Origin of the sequence: Pseudomonas sp. HAR-UPW-AIA-41 (assembly GCF_002304225.1) — a bacterium.
Lineage (GTDB): Bacteria > Pseudomonadota > Gammaproteobacteria > Pseudomonadales > Pseudomonadaceae > Aquipseudomonas.
Map to the genome: position 1 here is coordinate 403,276 of NZ_NSLB01000001.1, position 19,420 is coordinate 422,695.

The 19,420-nt window shown below is 61.9% G+C and carries 14 protein-coding genes and 1 pseudogene; 13 read left to right on the top strand and 2 right to left on the bottom strand.

What is annotated here, in order from left to right; translation table 11 throughout:
- The first annotated feature begins 57 nt into the window (after positions 1-57).
- A pseudogene (locus CK486_RS01900) lies at positions 58-965 on the top strand (pseudouridine synthase).
- On the opposite strand, the gene CK486_RS01905 reads toward CK486_RS01900, so the two are convergent.
- Both CK486_RS01905 and CK486_RS01910 read right to left on the bottom strand, forming a co-directional pair.
- Positions 953-4,603 (bottom strand): PAS domain S-box protein, encoded by a 3,651-nt coding sequence (locus CK486_RS01905; protein WP_095938583.1) that lies wholly within the window; start codon positions 4,601-4,603, stop codon positions 953-955. The pseudogene CK486_RS01900 and the gene CK486_RS01905 overlap by 13 nt on opposite strands.
- Before the next feature lie 119 nt (positions 4,604-4,722).
- A complete protein-coding gene (locus CK486_RS01910; RefSeq protein WP_095938584.1) occupies positions 4,723-5,595 on the bottom strand; it encodes a LysR family transcriptional regulator in 873 nt (290 codons plus the stop codon).
- Positions 5,596-5,755: 160 nt separating this feature from the next.
- Here CK486_RS01910 and leuC point away from each other — a divergent pair, with 160 nt between their 5' ends.
- The 12 genes from leuC to CK486_RS01970 all read left to right on the top strand — a co-directional run bounded on the left by leuC (position 5,756) and on the right by CK486_RS01970 (position 19,395).
- On the top strand, positions 5,756-7,183 hold the full coding sequence (gene leuC, locus CK486_RS01915; protein ID WP_095938585.1) for a 3-isopropylmalate dehydratase large subunit: 1,428 nt from the start codon (positions 5,756-5,758) through the stop codon (positions 7,181-7,183).
- A gap of 11 nt (positions 7,184-7,194) precedes the next feature.
- Entirely contained in the window at positions 7,195-7,842 is a 648-nt protein-coding gene (gene leuD, locus CK486_RS01920) for a 3-isopropylmalate dehydratase small subunit (protein WP_095938586.1), read from the top strand.
- A gap of 12 nt (positions 7,843-7,854) precedes the next feature.
- On the top strand, positions 7,855-8,937 hold the full coding sequence (gene leuB / locus CK486_RS01925) for a 3-isopropylmalate dehydrogenase (protein ID WP_095938587.1): 1,083 nt from the start codon (positions 7,855-7,857) through the stop codon (positions 8,935-8,937).
- Between the two features lie 56 nt (positions 8,938-8,993).
- Entirely contained in the window at positions 8,994-10,106 is a 1,113-nt protein-coding gene (gene asd, locus CK486_RS01930; protein WP_095938588.1) for an aspartate-semialdehyde dehydrogenase, read from the top strand.
- Between the two features lie 110 nt (positions 10,107-10,216).
- Positions 10,217-11,227 (top strand): aspartate-semialdehyde dehydrogenase, encoded by a 1,011-nt coding sequence (locus tag CK486_RS01935; RefSeq protein WP_095938589.1) that lies wholly within the window; start codon positions 10,217-10,219, stop codon positions 11,225-11,227.
- Between the two features lie 153 nt (positions 11,228-11,380).
- The gene (locus tag CK486_RS01940) at positions 11,381-14,335 is read left to right on the top strand and encodes a FimV/HubP family polar landmark protein (protein ID WP_095938590.1); all 2,955 of its coding nucleotides are present in this window, start codon (positions 11,381-11,383) and stop codon (positions 14,333-14,335) included.
- A gap of 3 nt (positions 14,336-14,338) precedes the next feature.
- A complete protein-coding gene (gene truA / locus CK486_RS01945) occupies positions 14,339-15,199 on the top strand; it encodes a tRNA pseudouridine(38-40) synthase TruA (protein ID WP_095938591.1) in 861 nt (286 codons plus the stop codon).
- A gap of 56 nt (positions 15,200-15,255) precedes the next feature.
- Positions 15,256-15,876, top strand: coding sequence for a phosphoribosylanthranilate isomerase (locus tag CK486_RS01950; RefSeq protein ID WP_095938592.1), 621 nt, complete (start codon positions 15,256-15,258; stop codon positions 15,874-15,876).
- 179 nt (positions 15,877-16,055) lie between these two features.
- Entirely contained in the window at positions 16,056-16,934 is an 879-nt protein-coding gene (gene accD, locus CK486_RS01955; protein WP_095939039.1) for an acetyl-CoA carboxylase, carboxyltransferase subunit beta, read from the top strand.
- Positions 16,931-18,223 (top strand): bifunctional tetrahydrofolate synthase/dihydrofolate synthase, encoded by a 1,293-nt coding sequence (gene folC / locus CK486_RS01960; protein ID WP_095938593.1) that lies wholly within the window; start codon positions 16,931-16,933, stop codon positions 18,221-18,223. The genes accD and folC overlap by 4 nt, the downstream gene beginning before the upstream one ends.
- Positions 18,224-18,802 (top strand): SPOR domain-containing protein, encoded by a 579-nt coding sequence (locus tag CK486_RS01965; RefSeq protein ID WP_095938594.1) that lies wholly within the window; start codon positions 18,224-18,226, stop codon positions 18,800-18,802.
- 68 nt (positions 18,803-18,870) lie between these two features.
- Positions 18,871-19,395 (top strand): CvpA family protein, encoded by a 525-nt coding sequence (locus CK486_RS01970; protein WP_095938595.1) that lies wholly within the window; start codon positions 18,871-18,873, stop codon positions 19,393-19,395.
- The last annotated feature ends 25 nt before the right edge of the window (positions 19,396-19,420 follow it).

Consider the following 19,420-nt stretch of genomic DNA (forward strand, 5'->3'; position numbering starts at 1 on the left):
GCCTTGATCTGTGCCGGTGGGCCTGGCTCTAGCTAGCGAGCCTGTGAACAGGCTCTAATGCGTGTCCTTAGCTCTTGTCCGGGATGTCGTCCTTTGTCCAAATCCCTGCCTGCCGCCAGTCGTCTGCACCTGCCGCGTGGTCCCTGGCACACCGTGCTGGAGTGCCTGTGCGCGCGTTTTCCGGCGTTGCCGAGGATGTCTGGCGTTCGCGCATGCAGCGCGGACTGGTGCAGGACTTGGCCGGCCAGCCGCTGAACGAGTGCAGCCCTTACCGCGAGGGTCTGGGGGTGCAGTATTTCCGCGAGGTGGCGGACGAGCCGCAGATTCCCTTCGAGCTGGAGATTCTCTATCAGGACGAGCACCTGCTGGTGGTCGACAAGCCGCACTTTCTCGCCTGTGCCCCGGTGGGACAGTGGGTCGAGCAGACGGCGCTGACCCGCCTGCAACGGCTGCTGGACAATCCGCAGCTGGTGCCGCTGCACCGCCTGGATCGCCTGACGGCCGGGTTGTTGATGTTCTCCTGTCAGCCGTCCAGCCGCGATGCCTACCAGGCGCTGTTTCGTGAGCGGCGCATCGACAAGACCTACGAGGCGCTGGCGCCGGCGCTGGAGCAGCTGCAGTTTCCCTACCTGGCCGAGCATTGTCTGGAGCGGGGCGAACCCTTCTTTCTGACCCGCATCGCCGAGGGGCCGGCCAACAGTCAGACGCGTATCGAGGTGCTGGAGCGGCGTGCTGACTGCTGGCTCTATGCGTTGTACCCGCACAGCGGACGCAAGCATCAGCTGCGCGTGCAGATGGCGGCGCTTGGTGCGCCGCTGCTCAATGACCCCTGGTACCCGGTGGTTCAGGCCGAGGAGGCCGATGACTTCAGCCGGCCGCTGCAACTGCTGGCGCGCCGCCTGAGCTTTACCGATCCGCTGAGCGGCGAACTGCGCGAGTTCGTCAGTCGCCGTCAGCTGAGCTGATCAGGCACCGAGCCGTCACAGGCCGGCAGCAACAGCTGGCAGAAGTCCTGCAGGGGGACTGGTTTGCTGAACAGATAGCCCTGGCACACGTGACAGCCCTGGGCTTCCAGCAGCGCCAGCTGCTGCGGGGTTTCCACCCCTTCGGCCACCAGGGTCAGGCCCAGACTTTGCGCCATGGCGACAATGGCGCGGATGATCTCGGCATCGTTCTGATCGATGCAGGCATCGCGGACGAACGACTGGTCGATCTTCAGCACGTCCACCGGCAGGCGCTTGAGGTAGGTCAGCGAGCTGTAACCGGTGCCGAAGTCGTCCATGGCGAAGCTGACGCCGAGTTTCTTCAGGCGGTTCATCTTGGCGATGGTGTCGTCGAGGTTCTGGATCACGATGCCTTCGGTGATTTCCAGCTTGAGCATGCGGGCCGGCAGGCGCGAGTTTTCCAGGCAATCCATCACCTGCTCGACGAAGTCGACCTGACGGAACTGCCGCGGGCTGATGTTGACGCTGATGCTGAACTCTTCACGTTGCACCAGCCCCTGCTCCAGCAACTGTTGAGTCTGCAGGCAGGCCTGACGCAGTACCCAGTTGCCGACTTCGAGAATCAGCCCGCTCTCTTCGAGAATCTGGATGAACAGCGCCGGTGACTGCTGGCCCAGCGTGGGGTGTTGCCAGCGCAGCAATACCTCGGCGCCGACCATGCGCTGCGACTGGCTGTCGACCTGGGGCTGGAAGTGCAGGAGGAATTCGTTGCGTGGCAGGGCCAGGCGCAGGTCGCTTTCCAGACGCAGGCGTTCGCTGGCCACGGTCTGCATGGTTTTCTGGAACACCTGCACGGTGTTGCGCCCGGAGTCCTTGGCCCGGTACAGGGCAATGTCGGCCCGCTTGAGCAGGTCGGCCGGGTTGTCGCCGTGGTCGGGCAGCATGGCGATGCCGATGCTCGGGGTGATCTGCAGACGATGACCTTCAATGAGCATCGGCTCGGCCAGCAGGGTGCGCAGCTTGTCGGCAACGCTGCGTGCCTCGCGGGTGGCCTCGGTGCGCTTGCCTTCCAGACCGCTGAGCAGCACGACGAACTCGTCGCCACCCAGGCGCGCCACGGTGTCCTCCATGCGCACGCAGGATTCCAGGCGGGCGGTGACCATCTTCAGCACCGAGTCGCCAACCGGGTGGCCGAGTGAGTCGTTGATGTGCTTGAAGTGGTCGAGGTCCAGATAGAGCAGGGCGCCGCGCAGGTTGTGACGCTTGAGCAGCGCGATCTGTTGGGTCAGACGGTCGAGCAGCAGCGTGCGGTTGGGCAGGTTGGTCAGTGGATCGTGGTAGGCCAGATGCTGGATCTGTGCCTGAGCCTGTTTGAAGGCGGTGACGTCACGGGAGATCAGCAACAAGCAGTCGCTGCCGGCAATGCTGATCGGCTCGGCGGAGACTTCCACGGTCATGGCCCGGCCATCGCGGCTCAGCGCCTGTAGCTCGAGATTGTGTACATGGCCGTCGCGTTGCAGGTGGTCGATCAGCAGTTGGCGCTGGCTGGCATCGGCCCAGGTATTGAGTTCCAGGGACGTCCGTCCGAGTACTTCCTCGGGCTGATAGCCGGTGAGACGGCAGAAGCCGGCGTTGACCTCAAGGAAGCGGCCGGTGCTGCGCTCGCTGATGCTGATGGCATCGGGCGAGGCGTGGAACGCCTTGGCAAATTTCTCCTCGCTGTACTTGAGCAGGCGTTCGGCATTTTCGCGGTCGGTTACGTCGCGGAAGGTCGAGACGATGCACAGCTGACGGTCGACGCGGATAAAGCGGCTGGACACCTGGCAGGTCAGGAGATCGCCGCCCTTGGTGTTGTACTGCGCCAGTTCATTATCCAAGCCTTGTTGAGCTTTCAGTTTTTGGAACAGGCGTTGGCGCTCACTGGCCAGTGCCCAGAAGGGCACGCTGCCGGCGTCGCGGCCTAGCAGATCGTCGAGGCTCCAGCCAAAGATCTGGGTGAAGCTTGGATTGATGTCGATGAAATGGCCGTCGCGAATGCGCGATACGCAGATCGGGTCCGGGCTTGAGTTGAACAGGGTGACGAACTTTTCCTCAGATGCAGCAATTTGCCGCTCGCGCTGTGTCCGCTCGGTGATATCGGCGACCACACCGGTGATGCGGCGCGGTTGACCCTGTTCGTCCAGGTAAAGAGTGGCCGTACTCTCAAGATGAAGATGACCGCCTTGAGGAAGCCTGACCCTATAGTGCAGCTGGCGAGCTTGGCCAGGCTGGCGCTTCATCTCTTCAAATTGTTCGCGAAGGTGCTGCTGGTCATTGCGCTCAAGGTGGACGAAGAACTGCCTGTAGTCGGCATGGAACGGTTCATCAGACAAACCGTGCAGTCTGCTGCAGCGCGCTGAGGCGAAGAACTGCAGCGTCTTCAGATCCCAGTCCCAGGTGCCCAGTTGTGCCGAATCCAGGGCCAGTTTGAGACGTTGTTCACTGCTACGCAGTGCCTGCTCCTGGCGGCGTTGCAGAGTGATGTCGCGCAGTGTCAGGGCCAGGCAGGTGCGTCCTTCAATCTCGCATTCGGCACCATACAAGAGGTTGGTGCTGGTTGCGCCGTTACGGTGGCACAGCTCGGCCTCAAGGTGTTCGAGTCGTCCTTGGGCGTCGAGTGCATCAATCATCCGCTGGCGGTCTTGGGGATCACCCCAAATACCCAGTTCCAAGGATGTCTTGCCAATCGCTTCGGCGGTACTCCAGCCAAATTGCTTCTCGAATGAGGGGTTGACGGCGATAAAGCGTCCCGTCGTACGGTCTGTGATGACAACCGTGTCCGGCGTGGTAAGGAAGGTTTTAGCGAACTTTTCCTCACTGCTATGCAGAGCTTGTTCTGTCGCAATGCGTTCGCTTTCATCAAGAAAGCTGCACAGCAGGCAGGGTTCGCCATCGATCACGATGCTGCGCGCCGAGAGCGTGCCACAGAGTTGCTGGCCATCGCGTCGGCGAAAGAGGGCGAAGAGCGTGACGGGCTTTTCGAGATGGCGGCTGCGGCGCCGCAGTTCATCGCGTTGCTGGGTATCGACCCATAGCTCCAACTCCATGGCTGTGTGTCCCAGGCAGTCCTGCCGTGACCAGCCAAAGAGTTCACAGAACTGGTCATTGACATCGATGATGCAGCCATCGCAATAGCGCAGCAGTGCCATGGGGCCGGGGTTGAGCTGGAACAGGGCGCTGTAGCGTGCCTGAGTAGCGGCTTGCTCAGCCTCGCGCTGTTGCAGGTGGCTGATATCGCGCAATACGCCAAGCAGGCTGGGCTTGCCGTCGGCCTGGGTCAGCAGTTGGCCACTCAGTTCCAGCCAGCGTAAGGTGCCGTCCGCCAGTTTAATGCGATGCTTCAGGGCTAGCTCACGGCCGGGTTGCTGATCGAGCGAGGCCAGGGTGGCAATCAGTTCTGCGCGGTCTTCCTCAATAATCAGTTCGATATAGTCGCTGAGTTGACGCAAGGGCTGCTGCGGGTTTCGGCCAAGCAGGCGCAGGCAGCCGGGCGAGAGATTGAGCAGGTCAGCTTGCGGGTCCCAGAACCAGGTACCCAGTTGCGCGGCATCCAGCGCCGCACTGAGTTGACTCAGATGGGCGTGCAGATCGGCAGGCGCGGCGGGTGAGGCTTCAGCCATAGGCAGCAGTTCCACTACATGTCGGCACGTACTGGTCCGTGCTCGGACAAGGGTGCTGATCGTTATTGTCCGGTCACACTAGCCCCGTTGCCGGCTTACCTGCAAGCAACATTGCCGGCTCAGTGGCGCTGCTCTTCCAGCAAAGCAATAAAGGCGCGCGCGGCGTTGGACAGAGTGCGTTCGGTATGCACGATATAGCCTAGTCGACGCATCAGCTGGACGCCGGGGAGTGGCAGGGCGGCGACCTGACTGTCGAGCATGGTGCGCGGCAGCACGCTCCAGGCAATGCCGATGGACACCATCATCTTGATGGTTTCCAGGTAGTTGGTGCTCATGCCGATGTTCGGCTTGAGCCCTTCGGCCTCGAACAGGCGGCGCACGATGTGGTGGGTAAAGGTGTTGTCGCCGGGAAATACCGCCGGATGCCGCGCCACGTCGGCCAGGCTGACGGCGCCGTTGCGCGCCAGCGGGTGTTCGGGGGCGGCGACGAAGTCCAGTACATCGTCCCAGATTGCCGTGGCGGCCACCGGTGGCCGGGTTTCCGGGGCCAGGGTGATCACCGCCAGTTCGGCGCGACCGTGCAGCACTTCCTCATAGGCCACTTCCGAGTCGAGGAACTGGATGTCCAGCGCAACCTGCGGGTGGGCGCGGGTAAAGGCACGCAGCAGAGGGGGCAGGCGGTGCAGGCCGATGTGGTGGCTGGTTGCCAGGGTCAGGCGACCGCTGATCTCGCCGTTGAGGTTGGTCAGGGCGCGGCGGGTATCGTCCAGTACATTGAGGATCTGGTAGGCGCGCGGCAGCAGGGCCCGGCCGGCCTCGGTCAGGCTGACTTCGCGGCCGATGCGGTCGAACAGGCGCACATTGAGCTGCTGCTCCAGACCGGCGATGCGCTTGCTCACGGCGGGCTGGGTCAGGTGCAGTCGCTCGCCGGCTTCGGAGAAGCTGCCGGCCTCGGCGATGGCGATGAAGGCATTGAGGTTGGCCAGATCCATGTTGGATTCCTTTTGGTTATCCAGGTGATGAAAATTATGAATTTGAGTTATTCAATGCAAGCCCCTAGCATCGCCTCATGCACAAAAGGGCGTTCGACCCTTGCTTGCAAATGACCTGATTCGCGCGGGCAGCCCGCGCAAACCGATAGAGGAACAGCAGATGGCCGGCAAAACGCTGTACGACAAGCTCTGGGACATGCACGAGGTGAAGCGCCGCGACGACGGTTCGTCGCTGATCTACATCGACCGGCAGATCCTCCACGAAGTGACCTCGCCGCAGGCCTTCGAAGGGCTGCGTCTGGCCGGGCGCAAGCCGTGGCGCATCGACGCCAACATCGCCACCCCGGACCACAACGTGCCGACCACCAAGGCCGAGCGCCAGGGTGGCCTGGAAGCCATCGTCGATGAAGTGTCTCGCATTCAGGTGCAGACCCTCGACGAGAACTGCGATGACTTCGGCATCCTCGAATTCAAGATGAACGACAGCCGCCAGGGCATCGTTCACGTGGTCGGCCCGGAGCAGGGCGCCACCCTGCCGGGCATGACCGTGGTCTGCGGCGACTCGCACACCTCCACCCATGGTGCCTTCGGCGCGCTGGCCCACGGCATCGGCACGTCCGAGGTGGAGCACGTGCTCGCCACCCAGTGCCTGGTGGCCAAGAAAATGAAGAACATGCAGGTGCGTGTCGAAGGTCAGTTGTCCTTCGGCGTTACCGCCAAGGACATCGTGCTGGCCGTGATCGGCAAGATCGGCACCGCGGGTGGTAACGGCCACGCGCTGGAATTTGCCGGCAGCGCTATCCGTGACCTGTCGATGGAAGGCCGCATGACCATCTGCAACATGGCCATCGAGGCCGGTGCGCGCGTCGGTCTGGTGGCTGTCGATGAAAAGACCATCGCCTATGTCGAGGGCCGTCCGTTTGCGCCCAAGGGCGCTGACTGGGCCAAGGCCGTCGAGCAGTGGAAGGGCCTGGTGTCTGACGCGGATGCGCAGTTCGATACCGTGGTCGAGCTGAAGGCCGAAGAGATCAAGCCGCAGGTGTCCTGGGGCACCTCGCCGGAGATGGTTCTGGCTGTGGATGAGAAAGTGCCGGACCCGGCAGCCGAGGCCGACCCGGTCAAGCGCGACTCCATCGTCCGTGCGCTCAAGTACATGGGCCTGACCGCCAACCAGCCGATCACCGAGATCAAGCTGGACCGCGTGTTCATCGGCTCCTGCACCAACTCGCGGATCGAAGACCTGCGCGCCGCCGCCGAGGTGGCCAAGGGGCGCAAGGTCGCCGCTACCGTCAAGCAGGCGCTGGTGGTGCCGGGTTCCGGTCTGGTCAAGGCGCAGGCCGAGGCCGAGGGGCTGGACAAGATCTTCATCGAAGCCGGTTTCGAATGGCGTGAGCCGGGCTGCTCCATGTGCCTGGCGATGAACCCCGACAAGCTGGGCAGCGGCGAGCATTGCGCCTCGACCTCCAACCGCAACTTCGAAGGCCGTCAGGGCGCCGGTGGCCGTACCCACCTGGTCAGCCCGGCCATGGCCGCGGCAGCTGCCGTGACCGGTCACTTCATCGACGTGCGCGAACTGATCCAGGCCTGAGGAGACAGATGATGAAAGCCTTTACCCAACACACTGGCCTGGTGGCTCCGCTGGATCGTGCCAACGTCGACACCGACCAGATCATTCCCAAGCAGTTCCTCAAATCCATCAAGCGCACCGGCTTCGGCCCGAACCTGTTCGACGAGTGGCGCTATCTGGATGTGGGGCAGCCGAATCAGGACTGCTCGAACCGTCCGCTGAACAAGGACTTCGTGCTGAACTTCCCGCGCTATCAGGGCGCCAGCGTGCTGCTGGCCCGCGAGAACTTCGGCTGCGGTTCGAGCCGCGAGCACGCGCCATGGGCGCTGGACGAATACGGTTTCCGCACCGTGATCGCGCCGAGCTTTGCTGACATCTTCTTCAACAACAGCTTCAAGAACGGCCTGCTGCCGATCATCCTCAAGGATGAAGAGGTCGATGCGCTGTTCCAGCAGGCCGAGGCCATCGAGGGCTATCAGCTGACCGTGGACCTGGCGGCGCAGACCGTGACCCGTCCGGATGGCGTGCAGTACAGCTTCGAGATCGATGCCTTCCGCAAGCACTGCCTGCTCAATGGTCTGGACGACATTGGCCTGACCCTGCAGGACAGTGATGCCATCAAGGCCTTCGAAGCCAAACACCAGCAGAGCAGCCCCTGGCTGTTCGGCGCGATCAAGTAATAAGGATTGAGCATGAGCAAGCAGATTCTGGTTCTCCCGGGCGACGGTATCGGCCCGGAAATCATGGCCGAGGCGGTCAAGGTACTGAACCTGGCCAATGAGAAGTACAACCTCGGTTTCGAGCTGTCCTTCGATGATCTGGGTGGCGCCGCCATCGATCGTTACGGCGTACCGCTGGCCGACGAGACCCTGGAGCGGGCCCGTGCCTCCGATGCCGTGCTGCTCGGCGCTGTGGGGGGGCCGAAGTGGGACAGCATCGATCCGGCCATCCGCCCGGAGCGCGGCCTGCTGAAGATCCGCTCGCAGCTGGGCCTGTTCGGCAACCTGCGTCCGGCCATTCTCTATCCGCAGCTGGCCGAGGCTTCCAGCCTCAAGCCGGAAGTGGTGGCCGGCCTGGATATCCTCATCGTCCGTGAGCTGACCGGCGGCATCTACTTCGGCCAGCCGCGCGAAAGCAAGGTGCTGGAAAACGGCGAGCGCATGGCTTACGACACTCTGCCGTACAGCGAGAGCGAGATCCGCCGTATCGCCAAGGTCGGCTTCGACATGGCCATGGTGCGCAACAAGAAGCTCTGCTCAGTGGACAAGGCCAACGTGCTGGCCTCCAGCCAGCTGTGGCGCGCCGTGGTCGAGGAAGTGGCCAAGGACTATCCGGAGGTCGAGCTGTCGCACATGTATGTCGACAACGCCGCCATGCAGCTGGTCCGTGCGCCCAAGCAGTTCGACGTGATGGTCACCGACAACATGTTCGGCGACATCCTCTCCGATGAAGCCTCCATGCTCACCGGCTCCATCGGCATGCTGCCGTCGGCATCCCTGGACGCCAACAACAAGGGCATGTACGAACCGTGCCATGGTTCGGCACCGGACATCGCCGGCAAGGGCATCGCCAACCCGCTGGCGACCATCCTCTCGGTGTCCATGATGCTGCGTTACAGCTTCAACCAGTCCGCTGCCGCTGATGCCATCGAGCTGGCGGTGAGCAAGGTGCTGGATCAGGGCCTGCGCACCGGCGACATCTGGTCGGAAGGCAAGACCAAAGTTGGCACCGCCGGCATGGGTGATGCGGTAGTCGAAGCGCTGCGTAGTCTGTAATCTTTCCAGCCCCGTCGTGACTGTAGCGGCGGGCTGTTAACAAGGGTGTAGTCGTTATGAAACGTGTAGGTCTGATCGGTTGGCGCGGTATGGTCGGTTCCGTGCTCATGCAGCGCATGCTGGAAGAGCGTGACTTTGACCTGATCGAGCCGGTGTTCTTCACCACCTCCAATGTCGGCGGCCAAGGGCCTGCCGTGGGCAAGGACATTGCCCCGCTGAAGGATGCCTACAGCATCGACGAGCTGAAAAGCCTGGACGTGATCCTGACCTGTCAGGGTGGCGACTACACCAGCGAAGTCTTCCCCAAGCTGCGCGAAGCCGGCTGGAATGGCTACTGGATCGACGCTGCCTCGACCCTGCGCATGGCCGATGACGCCGTGATCGTGCTGGACCCGGTGAACCGCAAGGTCATCGATCAGCAGCTTGATGCCGGCACCAAGAACTACATCGGCGGTAACTGCACCGTCAGCCTGATGCTGATGGCGCTGGGCGGTCTGTACGAGGCCGGGCTGGTCGAGTGGATGAGCGCCATGACCTATCAGGCGGCTTCCGGTGCGGGCGCGCAGAACATGCGTGAGCTGATCAAGCAGATGGGTGCCATTCACGGTGCCGTGGCTGACGATCTGGCCAACCCGGCCAGCGCCATCCTCGACATTGACCGCAAGGTTGCCGAAACCATGCGTGGCGAAGCCTTCCCGGTGGACAACTTCGGTGTGCCACTGGCCGGCAGTCTGATCCCCTACATCGACAAGGAACTGCCCAACGGTCAGAGCCGTGAAGAGTGGAAAGGTCAGGCCGAGACCAACAAGATCCTCGGCCGCAACAAGAGCCCGATTCCGGTGGACGGCCTGTGCGTGCGTATCGGGGCCATGCGCTGCCACAGCCAGGCGCTGACCATCAAGCTGAACAAGGATGTGCCGATGGCCGACATCGAGCAGCTGATCAGCCAGCACAATCCTTGGGTCAAGCTGGTGCCGAATCAGCGTGAAGCCAGCATCCGCGAGCTGGGCCCGACTGCCGTGACCGGTACGCTCAGTGTGCCGGTGGGCCGTCTGCGCAAGCTGAACATGGGTTCGCAGTACCTGGGCGCCTTCACCGTGGGCGACCAGCTGCTCTGGGGTGCTGCCGAGCCGCTGCGGCGCATGCTGCGCATCCTGCTGGAGCGCTGATCGGCAGTTGCTGACTGTTGGACAAAAGGGCCGGCTTGTTCCGGCCCTTTTGCTTTTCTGCAGGCGCTCGTTAGAGTGCCGCGCAGTGTTTCTCTCTATGGGGTCTGTTCATGTCTCAATCCTTTGCCATTGCCCTGATTGGTGCGACCGGCCTGGTCGGTGAAACCCTTATCGAACTGCTGGAGGAACGCGAATTTCCGGTGAGTACGCTGCATCTGCTGGCCAGTGCCGAGTCGGCCGGGCAGAGCTTTGCCTTCCGGGGCAAGAATCTGCGGGTGCGCGATGTCGCTGAGTTCGATTTTGCTCAGGTGCAGATCGCCTTTTTTGCGGCAGGCGAAGCGGTGACCCGCAGTTTTGCGCCGCGCGCCCGGGCGGCGGGCTGTGCGCTGATTGATCTGTCCGGCGCGCTCTTGCCTGATGAGGCGCCGCGCATCGTGCCTGAAGTCAATGCCGGGGCGGTCGCTGCGCTCAAGCCGCCCTACGTGCTGGCCAGCCCGTTGAGTCCTGTGGTCATGTTGGCCTGCGTGCTGGCGCCGCTGGCCCGTGAGCATACTCTGCGTCGCTTGACAGTGACGGCGGCGCTGGCGATTTCCCAGCGAGGCCGCGAAGGCGTGACCGAGCTGGCCAGGCAGACCGCCGAGTTGCTCAATGCCCGGCCGCTGGAACCGCGTCTTTTTGATCGGCAGGTGGCGTTCAATCTGCTGGCTCAGGTCGGTCAGGTCGATGGTGAAGGTCAGGCGCTGCTGGAACGGCGTCTGGCGGCCGAGTTGCGTCAGGTGCTGGCGCTGCCTGAACTCAAGGTCAGTGCCACTTTCGTGCAGGCTCCGGTGTTTTTTGGCGATAGCCTGAGTGTCAGTCTGCTGTCTGCAGAGGCGTTAGCGCCGGAGCAGGCAAGGGCGGCGCTGGCCTGCGAGAGTGCGCTGGAAGTGGTCGAGGAGGGTGACTATCCGACGCCTGTGGGCGATGCCGTAGGGCAGGATGCCATTTATGTCGGTCGACTGCGTCAAGGTCTGGACGATGCAACCGAACTTAATTTGTGGATTACTTCCGATAACGTACGCAAAGGCGCGGCGCTAAACGCTGTGCAAATAGCCGAGTTGTTGATAAAACACTATCTGTAAAAGATACTTACCGGAAAATTTGAAGAATTTTTCTAGCTTGACAATACTGGCTTGACTGAACGCTGGCGGGGCTTCGTGCAAACGGAAGCGGGTAGCGTTCAATCTGACCCCTCTCGCGCGTCGAGAAAAAAAGATAAAACAAGGGAAAACGCTATGGTTCGGGTTCGCAAACTGGTGCTGGCAATCGCGGCGGCGTCTTCGCTGTCAACCGGAATGGCACATGCGCTAGGGCTGGGGGAAATCAACCTCAAGTCGGCACTGAACCAGCCGCTGAACGCTGAGATCGCACTGATGGAAGTGCGCGATCTGGCTTCCGGTGAGGTGGTTTCCACCCTGGCATCGCCTGAGGAGTTCAGCAAGGCCGGTGTTGATCGCCAGTACTTCCTGACCGACCTCAAGTTTACTCCGGTGATCAAGCCCAACGGTCAGAGCGTGATTCGCGTGACCTCGAGCAAGCCGGTACGCGAGCCCTATCTGAATTTCCTGGTCGAGGTGGCCTGGCCAACCGGCCGTACCCTGCGCGAATACACCGTGCTGCTTGATCCGCCGATGTATTCGCCTCAGGCCGCCGCAGCGCCGCAAATGCCTGTTGCTGCTCCGGTAACCCGCCCACAGGTTCCGGTGGCCGCGGCACCTGTCAGCAAACCTACTTACACCGCTCCGGCACCGCGTCCGGCGGCTGCTCCGGCAGCTTCTTCGCGCATCGAAGGCAATCAGTACAAGACCACCGGCAACGACACGCTGTGGGAAATTGCCGCTCGTGTGCGTCCCAATAGTCGTGTCTCGGTTCATCAGACCATGCTGGCCATTCAGGATCTCAATCCGGATGCCTTCCTGGCCGGTAACATCAATCGCCTGAAAAACAATCAGGTACTGCGCCTGCCCGACGAGCAGCAGATCAAGGCCCGCAGTCAGGCCGAAGCGGTAGCTCAGGTTGCCGAGCAGAATGCGGCGTGGCGTGAAGGTCGGGCCGTGGCTGCTGCGCCGGCCGGTGCCCGTCAGCTGGATGCCACCAAGCGTGCGAGCGCTGGTGCCGCTCCGGCCAAGGTCGAGCAGCAGGACAGCCTGAAGCTGGTGTCGGCCGACAGTGGCAAGGCTGCTGGCGGTAGCGAGAAGGGCGCCGCTGAAGCCAAGGCGCTCCATGACAAGCTGGCGGTGACCAAGGAGAGCCTTGATTCGACCCGCAGCGAAAATGCCGAGCTGAAAGATCGCATGAGCGATCTGCAGAGCCAGTTGGACAAGTTGCAGAAACTGGTGGCGCTGAAAGATGCGCAGATGGCCAAGTTGCAGGCCGATCTGGCTGCCAAGGATAAGGCCGCTGCGGCTCCTGCGGCCGCAGCAAAGCCGGCAGCTCCTGCTGCTGTCGAGCCGACTAAGGCCGATGCGAGCAAACCGGCGGCCGTTGTACCGCCAGCCAGCAAACCTGCAGAAGCCAAGCCGGTTGAAACTAAGCCGGTTGAAGTCAAACCTGCCGAGACCAAGCCGGCTCAGGCTGACTTCAACTATGCGGAAGAGCCGGCCAAGCCTGCTGCTCCTGCTGCTCCTGCTGCTCCTGCTGTTAAGCCTGCAGCTGAACCTGCTGCCAAACCGGCTGAAGCAGTCAAACCAGCAGAGCCGGCCAAGCCTGCAGTACAGCCGGTCAAACCGGCGGCGGTGCCTGCCCCGGCTCCGGCCGAGCCGGCCAGCTTCATTGATGAGCTGATGGCCAATCCGTTGCTGCTTGGCGCTGCCGGTGGCGGTGCGCTGCTGTTGCTGTTGGTTGGTCTGATGGTGCTGTCGCGCCGTAACGCCATGAAGGAAGCCGAGCTGCAGAGTACGCTGGCCGGACAGTCCGAACAGAATCTGGAAGCTGATCTTGATATGCCGGAGAGCAGCTTCGAGGGACTGTCTGAAGAAGTCGAGAGTGCACAGGCTCCCGTCGAAGAGGAGCGAGTGACTCCGCAGACCGGCGATCCTCTGGCTGAAGCTGATATCTACATCGCCTATGGCAAGTTCAGTCAGGCTGCTGATCTTTTGCACAATGCCATCAATCAGGAGCCGCAGCGCAGTGACCTGCGACTGAAGCTGATGGAAGTGCTGGCCGAGATGGGTGATCGCGAAGGCTATCAGCGTCAGGCTGGTGAGCTGGCGGAAATGGGTGGTGCACAGTCTCAGGTTGAGCAGCTCAATGCCAAATACCCGGCAATGGTGGCCGCTGCCGCTGTGGCTGCCGCATCGGTCTCCGCGCTGGACGATCTGGGTGATTTCAGCCTGGATGATCTGACGCTGGATGACCCGGTCAGTGAGCCGGCCAAGGCGCAGGCAAGTGATCTCGATGACGCATTTGATCTGAGTCTGGATGATCTGGAAGCTGATCTGGCGGCTGACCTGCCGAATACGTCCGATGCTGGCAGTGCCCCGGAGCTTTCGCTGGATGATGACTTTAGCTTCGATCTGCCAGCAGAGCCGACGTCGGCGCCTGCACCGGCTGCGCTGGCCGAAGATGATCTGGGCTTTGATCTGGAACTGGCTGATGAGCCGTTGCTCAGTGCGGATTCCGGTCAGCCGTCGGATGACCTGGCTGACTTCAGTCTGGAGCTTGAGGCTGATCTGCCGGCCGCTGCGGATGACGAAGAGTTCACGCTGAGCCTGGAAGACGATGCTCCGGCTGCGCTGTCCGACGATCTGGCTGATTTCAGTCTGGATGAGCCATTGGCTGCGCCTGCTGCAGCGTCGGCCGCTGAAGAGCTGGATCTGCCGATGGACTTCGATCTGTCCCTGGCTGATGAGCCGGTTGCCGCTCCGGTTGTAGAGGCTGATGACTTTGCTGCTCAGTTGGAGCAGGTCAGTGCCGAGCTGGATCAGATGGCTGAGACGCTGAGTGAGCCGGCACCGGTCGAGCCAGCTGCAGCACCTGTGACTGCTCCGCTGGCGGATGCTCTGGAAGGCGAAGAGGACTTCGATTTCCTTTCCGGTACCGATGAGACTGCCACCAAGCTTGATCTGGCGCGCGCTTATATCGATATGGGCGACAGCGAGGGTGCACGTGACATTCTTGATGAAGTTCTGGCTGAAGGTAACGAGGCTCAGCAGGGCGAGGCCCGTGAGTTGATCGCAAAACTGGTTTGATAAATGGTTGATGTACTAACCACAGCGGCGGCCGATTCGGCCGCCGCTGGCGTTTTCAGGATTGCTCTGGGCGTTGAATACCGGGGTTCGCGTTATCGTGGTTTTCAGCGTCAGCGTGCCGGGATTCCGTCCATCCAGGAAACGCTGGAGAAAGCCCTGACCAAGGTCGCGGGTGGCGTTCCGATTACCATCAGTTGTGCCGGGCGGACCGATGCGCTGGTGCATGCCTCGGGTCAGGTGGTGCACTTCGATACTCCGGTCGAGCGCAGCATGCATTCCTGGATGATGGGGGCCAACCTCAATCTGCCAGCGGATATCAGCGTGACCTGGGCCAAGGCTATGCCGCGGGAGTTCGATGCGCGTTTCAGTGCAATGGCCAGGCGTTACCGGTATGTGATCTACAACGATCAGATTCGTCCGGCGCACATGGCCGAGGAAGTCACCTGGAATCACCGCCCTCTGGATGTTTCGCGCATGCGCGAGGCGGCGCGTCATCTGGTGGGAACTCATGACTTCACTTCATTCCGTGCGGTGCAGTGTCAGGCCAAGTCCCCCGTCAAGACGTTGCATCACCTGGAGGTGATCGAGCATGGTCGTCTGATCGTGCTGGATGTGCGTGCCAATGCCTTTCTGCACCATATGGTGCGCAACTTTGCCGGCGTGCTGATGACCATTGGTGCCGGAGAGCGTCCGGTGGAGTGGGCGGCCGAGGTGCTGGCTGCACGCGACCGGCGGGCTGGCGGTGTCACGGCGCATCCGTATGGTCTGTATCTGGTTCAGGTGGAGTATCCCGAGCAGTTCGATTTGCCGAAACGTTACATCGGGCCACATTTTCTCAGCGTTCTGCCGGATGTGGTGAGCTGACGGCGCTTTGCTTCGTTTGCTAACATCCCGGCACTTTCTCATTAGGTATCTGCACAGTGTCTGCCGTTCGCAGCAAGATTTGTGGCATTACCCGCGTCGAGGATGCTCTGGCTGCCGTTGCTGCCGGGGCGGATGCCATCGGCCTGGTGTTCTACGCCAAGAGCCCGCGTGCCGTCTCTGTCAGTCAGGCACAGGCCATTGTGCGGGCGTTGCCGCCCTTCGTGACCACGGTTGGTCTTTTCGTCAATTCCAGTCGTTGTGAAGTTGCTGAAACCCTGGACGCCGTGCCGCTCGATCTTTTGCAGTTTCATGGCGATGAGGATTGTGCGGCCTGCGAAGGCCATGGTCGTCCGTACATGAAGGCGTTGCGGGTCAAGGCGGGTGATGATGTTGCTGCTCAGGTCCGCGCCTTCCCCTCGGCTCAGGCTGTATTGCTGGATGCCTATGTGCCAGGCATTCCTGGTGGAACTGGCGAGGCTTTCGACTGGGATCTGGTTCCGTCACATCTGCCCAAGCCGGTTGTGCTGGCAGGCGGACTGACACCCCAGAACGTGGCGGAGGCCATTGCTCGCGTGCGGCCTTACGCCGTGGATGTCAGTGGCGGCGTGGAGTTGGCCAAGGGAATCAAGGATGCAGCCAAGGTTCAGGCGTTTATTCAGGCGGTGCGCAATGCGTGACAGGTTGCTCATGGTATGTGACGTCGCCGGTCTGGCTGCCGTCCACAGGCCAGTCATGATTGATCGTCATGCTCTGTGCCAGGGTGGGTTCATCAATGGCCAGTAAGCAACCGAATACGCTGGAGCTGCCGCGCGATCCGAATGCTGGCAGTTCTGCAGAAGGACTGGAGAACACGCGCATGAGCAACTGGTTGAGAGACAAGCTGATCCCTTCGATTATGCGGTCGGAATCGAAGAAGAGTTCGGTGCCCGAAGGGCTGTGGCACAAGTGCCCTTCCTGTGATGCGGTGCTGTATCGCCCTGAGCTGGAAAAGACTCTGGATGTCTGCCCCAAGTGCCATCACCACATGCGTATCGGCGCGCGGCAGCGTCTGGATATCTTCCTCGATGCCGAGGGGCGCGAGGAGCTGGGTGCCGATCTGGAGCCGGTCGATCGCCTCAAGTTCCGGGACTCGAAGAAGTACAAGGATCGCCTGCTCGCGGCGCAGAAGCAGACGGGTGAGAACGACGCGCTGATTGCCATGCGCGGCAAGCTGGCCGGCATGCCGGTTGTGGCCTGTGCGTTCGAATTCGATTTCATGGGCGGCTCCATGGGCGCCATTGTTGGCGAGCGCTTCGTGCGTGCCGCCAATGCAGCTCTGGAGCAGCGCTGCCCGATGCTGTGTTTTGCCGCCTCCGGTGGTGCGCGCATGCAGGAAGCCCTGATTTCCCTGATGCAGATGGCCAAGACCAGTGCTGCCCTGGCTCGCCTGCGTGAAGAGGGTATTCCGTTTATCTCCGTGCTGACCGACCCGGTATATGGCGGGGTTTCGGCCAGTCTGGCCATGCTGGGCGATGTGATTGTTGCCGAGCCGCGTGCGCTGATCGGTTTTGCCGGCCCTCGGGTGATTGAGCAGACGGTGCGCGAGAAACTGCCCGAAGGCTTCCAGCGCAGCGAATTCCTGCTGGAGCATGGCGCCATCGACATGATTATCCCGCGCAATGAGCTGCGTCCGCGTCTGGCGCGCCTGCTGGCACAGATGCAGCACAAGCCTTCTCCCGTACTGGAAAGCGCATGATTCAACGCGACCTCGCCGGCTGGCTGAGTTATCTGGAGCAACTGCACCCCACTGCCATCGATATGGGGCTGGAGCGCAGCCGGCAGGTCGCTACCCAACTCGGGCTCGGTCGTCCCGCGCCGCTGGTGATTACTGTGACCGGCACCAATGGCAAGGGCTCGACCTGTGCCTTTCTGGCCAGTCTGCTGACGGCCAGTGGTCTGAAGGTTGGGGTGTACAGCTCTCCGCACCTGCTGAGCTACAACGAGCGGGTACAGATTCAGGGGGTGGAGGCCAGTGATACGGCGCTATGTGATGCCTTTGCCGCTGTCGAGGCGGCGCGAGCCGGCGTCAGCCTGACCTATTTCGAAATGGGCACGCTGGCGGCCTTCTGGCTGTTCGAGCAGGCGGCGCTGGATGCGGTCGTGCTCGAAGTCGGTCTCGGTGGCCGTCTGGATACGGTCAATCTGATCGATGCTGATCTCGCGGTAATCACCAGCATTGGTCTGGATCATGCCGACTGGCTGGGTGATACCCGCGAATCAGTGGCCTTCGAGAAAGCCGGCATCTGTCGTGCCGCAAAGCCGGTGCTCTGCGGCGATCGTGATCCGCCCCTGCCTCTGCTGGAGCAGGTTGCGCTGCTCGATTGTCCTTTCCTCCTGCGTGGTCGTGACTATGACCTGGAGATCGGTGCAACGGGTTGGCAGTGGCGAGGGCTGACTTCAGAGGGGCTGCCGCTGCAGTTGGACGATCTGCCGCTGCTCGATCTACCGATGGAGAATGCGGCGCTGGCTGTGCAGGCCTTTGCACTGCTGGATTTGCCCTGGAAGGCGGATTTGATCGCGGCGGCATTGCGTACCACCCGTGTAACCGGGCGCCTGGATCGCCGTGATCTCACCTGGGGCGGCAAGCGCCTGCAGCTCATGCTGGACGTCGGGCATAACCCGCATGCCGCCAGTTATCTGGCCGAGCGTCTGGGGCAAGGTGAGCAACCCGTCGAGCGCCTGGCGGTCTTCGGCTTGCTGGCGGACAAGGATTTGCCGGGTGTTCTGGCCCCTCTGCAGGCGCTGGTGAATCGCTGGTACGTGGCTACCCTCGATTCGCCGCGTGCGCGCCCTGCTGTGGAGCTGGAAAGTGCCTTGCTTGCCGGTGGTGCCAGCGTGGAGAATGCCGGCACGGTGGCGGCTGCACTCACACAGGCCGCCGATGATGCTGTGGATGGTGCGCAGATTCTGTTGTTTGGATCGTTCTTCTGCGTGGCCGAGGCGCTGCAGTGGCTGCATCAGCACAATGGGCATGGGGTCGAGTAGATGGCTGAGCTGGACAAGGGCTTGAAACAGCGCATGGTTGGCGCGCTGGTGTTGGTCGCGCTGGCGGTGATCTTCCTGCCGATGCTGTTTTCCCGTCCGGATGAACAGCGGCAGATTGTGGTCGATGCCCCGGCCATGCCTGCAATGCCTGCCATGCCTGAACATCCAGTGGTGCCGGCAGAGGTGCCTGAGCCTGAGCCCATTCCCGAGCCGCCGCAATTGCCCCAGACTCAAACAGAGCCTGCGGTCGCTGAGTCGGCACCGGCACCGGCTGCGGTTGTGCCTCCGCCTGCGCCTTCCGAGCCTGCCAAGCCGACCAGTCATCTGGACGCCAACAGTCTGCCGGTCAGTTGGTCGGTGCAACTGGCCAGCCTTTCCAGTCGCGAGCGTGCGGTCGAGCTGCAGCAGCGCTTGCGGTCGCAGGGCTACAACGCCTATGTGCGCAGTGTCGATGGCATGAACCGGGTCTTCGTCGGCCCGGTGATCGAGCGGGCCGAGGCCAATCGCCTGCGCGACCAGCTCAATCGTCAGCAGAAGCTGAACGGCTTTATCGTGCGTTTTCAGCCTGAGCAAGGCTGAGGTCAAGACTTACCGGCAAAACAGGGCTCTGCTAGAATGCAGGGCCTTTTTCGATTGTGGGATGCAGCGTGGCTTTCACCTGGGTTGATTGGGCCATTGTCGCCATCATCGGTGTTTCTGCCTTGATCAGTATCAAGCGTGGATTCGTCAAGGAAGCCCTGTCACTGGTGGTCTGGATCGTTGCAGGCGTTGTCGCCTGGCTGTTCGGCGGGGCCGTGGCGCAGCATCTTACCAACTTCATCGACATTCCCTCGGCACGTGTGATTGCCGCCTGTGCTTTGCTTTTCGTGGCGACGCTGCTGGTCGGTGGTCTGGTCAGCTTTCTGATCGGTGAGCTGATCCGGGTGACCGGGCTGAGCGGGACCGATCGTTTTCTCGGCATGTTTTTCGGCGCGGCGCGTGGCGCCCTGCTGGTGGTGGTACTGGTGGGGCTGCTGAGTCTGGCGCCGGTACAACAGGATATCTGGTGGCAGCAGTCGACCTTGCTGCCACATTTTCTGATGGTGGCCGATTGGTCCAAGAACCTGATTCTGGGCCTGGCCGGTCAATGGTTAGCTGGTGGTTTGCCCGCTCAGGGCCTGCCTTCTCTGTAATGCGTTTAGCTTGAATCAATAGGGG

Excerpts from the sequence above, each read along its gene's own strand:
- CK486_RS01905 (WP_095938583.1), bottom strand. The coding sequence starts at position 4,603 with ATGGCTGAAGCCTCACCCGCCGCGCCTGCCGATCTGCACGCCCATCTG.
- CK486_RS01910 (WP_095938584.1), bottom strand. The coding sequence starts at position 5,595 with ATGGATCTGGCCAACCTCAATGCCTTCATCGCCATCGCCGAGGCCGGC.
- leuC (WP_095938585.1), top strand. The coding sequence starts at position 5,756 with ATGGCCGGCAAAACGCTGTACGACAAGCTCTGGGACATGCACGAGGTG.
- leuD (WP_095938586.1), top strand. The coding sequence starts at position 7,195 with ATGAAAGCCTTTACCCAACACACTGGCCTGGTGGCTCCGCTGGATCGT.
- leuB (WP_095938587.1), top strand. The coding sequence starts at position 7,855 with ATGAGCAAGCAGATTCTGGTTCTCCCGGGCGACGGTATCGGCCCGGAA.
- asd (WP_095938588.1), top strand. The coding sequence starts at position 8,994 with ATGAAACGTGTAGGTCTGATCGGTTGGCGCGGTATGGTCGGTTCCGTG.
- CK486_RS01935 (WP_095938589.1), top strand. The coding sequence starts at position 10,217 with ATGTCTCAATCCTTTGCCATTGCCCTGATTGGTGCGACCGGCCTGGTC.
- CK486_RS01940 (WP_095938590.1), top strand. The coding sequence starts at position 11,381 with ATGGTTCGGGTTCGCAAACTGGTGCTGGCAATCGCGGCGGCGTCTTCG.
- truA (WP_095938591.1), top strand. The coding sequence starts at position 14,339 with ATGGTTGATGTACTAACCACAGCGGCGGCCGATTCGGCCGCCGCTGGC.
- accD (WP_095939039.1), top strand. The coding sequence starts at position 16,056 with ATGAGCAACTGGTTGAGAGACAAGCTGATCCCTTCGATTATGCGGTCG.
- folC (WP_095938593.1), top strand. The coding sequence starts at position 16,931 with ATGATTCAACGCGACCTCGCCGGCTGGCTGAGTTATCTGGAGCAACTG.
- CK486_RS01965 (WP_095938594.1), top strand. The coding sequence starts at position 18,224 with ATGGCTGAGCTGGACAAGGGCTTGAAACAGCGCATGGTTGGCGCGCTG.